The sequence below is a fragment of the Synechococcus sp. H55.10 genome (assembly GCF_047502715.1).
Classification (GTDB): Bacteria; Cyanobacteriota; Cyanobacteriia; order Thermostichales; family Thermostichaceae; genus Thermostichus.
Genome location: NZ_JANSJJ010000174.1, coordinates 1 through 2,717, shown reverse-complemented (window position 1 = coordinate 2,717; position 2,717 = coordinate 1). Strand labels below are relative to the sequence as shown.

Sequence of the window (2,717 nt, the reverse complement as noted above, 5' to 3'; positions counted from 1 at the left end):
CTCCCTCAGGGAGAGGGGCTGGGGGTGAGGGGATCCCTCAGGGAGAGGGGCTGGGGGTGAGGGGGTTCATGGATGGGCTCAAGCAGGGATCCTTGTATGTAGCAGCATCTGTGACCCCCCCTGCGGCCTAAACCTCAACCAGAGAGGATAACCCCGCTGCAATCTTAAGAACCCCTCTACTGAGCGCCGAGAGCCGCCAACAAGTCATCCGCCAACAACACCGCCGTATAGGCCAAGGCTTGCCGTTGCTCAGGAGACAAATCGCCAACGGGGGTCTGGGGATTGCTCAGGATACCCTGTAACACCTTGCTGGCTATGTATTCGCGCTTAGAAACCCCTGGGCTAGAGATGGTGGGGTTATCCAGAGAGAACTTCTGATGGTGCTCGAAGGGGAAAGCATATTCAGGGGCAACCGGCATCGCTCGACTCCAGATCGGGTCTCTACACTGTGCTTTGCCTATTTTCCCATCCTCTCTCGTCGGGAACTTCAAAAAAGCGGGGCCTCAAAAAAGACAGAACGGGTTATCGTATCAGACAGATCCCTGTGTGGGGAAAGGATCCGGGCTGCTCTCCCTTGGAAAGATTGCTATGCATTTGAGCGATTCTTTTCGACGCACCAAAATTGTCGCCACCATCGGCCCTGCCAGCTCAAATCCGGCCATTCTCAGAGAGATGATCCTGCAAGGGGCAACCACCCTTCGCCTCAACTTTTCCCATGGGGATCACGAGCTACACCGCCGCAGCATTCGCCTCATCCGCCAAACCGCGATGGATCTGGGCATCCAGGTCGCCATTTTGCAAGACCTGCAGGGGCCGAAAATCCGCTTGGGCAAGTTCGCCGAAGGCTCCATCACCCTCAAAGCCGGGGATCCCTTTGTGTTGACCAGCAAGCCTGTCTTGGGATCCCAAGAGCGCAGTTGGGTCACCTACGACAAGCTGGCCCAAGAAGTGCCCGAAGGAGCGACGATCCTCATCGATGACGGTCGAGTGGAGATGCGGGTGGAAGCCGTGGATCCTGCGGCGGGAGAACTCTTCTGCCGCACCATTGTCGGGGGGACTCTCTCCAACAGCAAAGGGGTCAACTTTCCCGGCGTGCGCCTGAGCATCCGCGCCGTGACCCAAAAGGACAAAGAAGATCTCTACTTCGGCCTCAACCAAGGCGTGGATTGGGTGGCCCTCAGTTTTGTGCGGGATCCCTCTGACGTGCTGGAGTTGCGCGAGCTCATCGCCTCGGCCAAGAGGCCTTCTGCGGGCTCAGCCGACAAGCGGGTACCCATCATCGTCAAGATCGAGAAACATGAGGCCATCCAGCAACTGCCCCAGATTTTGGCTCTCAGCGACGGTGTGATGGTGGCGCGGGGCGATCTGGGGGTGGAACTGCCCGCGGAAGAGGTGCCGATCCTACAGAAGCGGGTGATCGCCCTGGCCAACTCTCTGGGGATCCCGGTGATCACTGCCACCCAAATGCTGGACAGCATGGTTCACAGCCCCCGACCTACCCGTGCCGAGATCTCCGATGTGGCCAACGCCATCTTGGATGGTACCGATGCCGTCATGCTCTCCAACGAGACGGCGGTGGGCAAATACCCCGTCGAGGCAGTAGCAACCATGGCCCGCATTGCCGTGCGCACCGAGCGAGATTACTTTGACTTGACCTACGCCGACCGACGGCAACGCATTCGCGCCCTTGCCCTGCAGGAGCTGAGCCAAAACAACGGCAACAGCAATGGCGCCAGTCCTGCTGGAACGCGGCCCAAAACCCTGATCACCGACTCGATCAGCCGCGCCGTGGGGGAGATCGCCCAGGAGCTGGATGCCGTAGCCGTGATGACCCTGACCAAAACGGGGGCCACTGCTCGCAATGTCTCCAAGTTTCGCCCGCGCACTCCCATCCTGGCCGTAACTCCCCACGTGGAAGTAGCACGGCGGCTGCAGTTGGTTTGGGGGGTACATCCGCTGTTGGTGATGGATTTGGCCACAACCCGCCAGACCTTTCAAGCGGCCATTAGCTTGGCCCAGGAAGATGGCTTGCTCAAAGATGGCGACTTGGTGGTGCTCAGCGCAGGAACCCTGCCCGGTGTTGCGGGATCCACCGATCTGATCAAGGTCGATGTGGTGAAAGCGGTGGTGGCCCAGGGCAAAGGGTTTGGCAAAGGCACCGTCAGCGGCCCGGCCCGCATCTTGAGATCCAGCCTCGATGCCGGCAAAATCACCGCCGGCGACATCTTGGTTGCGCAGTCTACCGACGCCAACTATGTGGAGGCCATCAAACAGGCAGCCGGAGTGATCACCGAAGAAGAGGGAGCTTCCTCCCATGCGGCGGTCATCGGCCTGCGGCTGGGGGTGCCGGTGCTGGTGGGGGTCAAGGATGCCACACGCCTCATCCGGGATGGATCCATCGTCACTCTGGACGCAGAAAAAGGCATCGTGACTTCGGGAGCAGATGGCCTGGGCTTTTGAGGGAGAGCCATCAGTCCCGCGCTCTACCCAAAAGTGAGCGTCGGGATCCCTCGTGGCGGTTCTCAAAAGCAGGCTACGCCATAGCAACGAAACGTTTCTCTACATCGTTATTGCTACGCAACGCCGGCGCCTTCACACCAACAGCGCCGATCGCTATCCCTAACTCCCCTCTCCCTCAGGGAGAGGGGCTGGGGGTGAGGGGATCCCTCAGGGAGAGGGGCCGGGGGTGAGGGGATCCCTCAGGGAGAGGGGCTGGG

General features: G+C 60.1%; 2 protein-coding genes. One reads left to right on the top strand and one right to left on the bottom strand.

The window, feature by feature from the left end; translation table 11 throughout:
* Positions 1 to 176 precede the first annotated feature (176 nt).
* On the bottom strand, positions 177 to 419 hold the full coding sequence (locus NW858_RS10800; RefSeq protein WP_414336143.1) for a hypothetical protein: 243 nt from the start codon (positions 417 to 419) through the stop codon (positions 177 to 179).
* A 169-nt stretch (positions 420 to 588) separates the two neighbouring features.
* On the opposite strand from NW858_RS10800, the gene pyk reads away from it, so the two are divergent.
* Entirely contained in the window at positions 589 to 2,460 is a 1,872-nt protein-coding gene (gene pyk, locus NW858_RS10795) for a pyruvate kinase (RefSeq protein ID WP_414336145.1), read from the top strand.
* The last annotated feature ends 257 nt before the right edge of the window (positions 2,461 to 2,717 follow it).